This window comes from Streptococcus sp. HMSC065E03 (assembly GCF_001815045.1).
Lineage (GTDB): Bacteria > Bacillota > Bacilli > Lactobacillales > Streptococcaceae > Streptococcus > Streptococcus parasanguinis_AD.
This window is the reverse complement of record NZ_KV818845.1, coordinates 4,898-5,765: the sequence shown is the minus strand read 5'-3', so window position 1 is coordinate 5,765 and position 868 is coordinate 4,898. Positions and strand designations below refer to the sequence as shown.

Genomic DNA, 868 nt, shown 5'->3' with positions numbered 1-868 from the left:
AGCCAGTCAGTCTCTACTTCGGTTTCAGTTTCGATGTCAGTATCTGTATCTGAGTCAGCATCGACATCGGAGTCAGTTTCAACGTCCGAATCAGTGTCAGCGTCTGAGTCAGTATCAACATCCGAATCAGTCTCAACCTCTGAGTCGGTCTCAGCATCCGAATCAGTCTCAACCTCTGAGTCGGTCTCAGCATCCGAATCAGTTTCAACGTCTGATTCTTCATCGACGTCTGAATCAGTTTCAACGTCCGAATCAGTGTCAGCGTCTGAGTCAGTTTCAGCATCTGAATCGGTATCTACTTCAGAATCAGTTTCAACGTCTGAATCAGTATCAGCCTCAGAATCAGTATCTACATCAGAATCAGTATCTACATCTGAATCAGTTTCAACGTCTGAATCAGTTTCAACGTCTGAATCAGTTTCAACGTCTGAATCAGTATCTACATCTGAATCAGTGTCAACATCCGAATCAGTCTCAGCGTCTGAATCGGTCTCGACGTCAGAGTCAGTCTCGACGTCAGAGTCAGTCTCAACGTCTGAATCAGTTTCAACGTCTGAATCGGTCTCAACCTCTGAGTCAGTTTCTACCTCTGAGTCAGTGTCTGCATCAGAATCGGCATCTACTTCAGTTTTAGTTTCGACATCAGAGTCGGCGTCTACGTCCGAATCAGCATCTGCATCTGAGTCAGTGTCAACTTCTGAATCAGTATCAACGTCTGAATCAGTCTCAACATCTGAATCGGTATCAACCTCCGAGTCAGTATCAGCCTCTGAATCGGTATCTACTTCAGAATCAGTTTCAACGTCCGAATCAGCGTCAGCCTCTGAATTAGCATCAACGTCTGAATCAATCTCGACATCAGAATCAT

General features: G+C 45.0%; 1 pseudogene. It reads right to left on the bottom strand.

From position 1 onward, the window contains the following. Positions 1-868 (bottom strand): annotated as a pseudogene (locus HMPREF3002_RS11385) (clumping factor A); the annotation flags it as partial.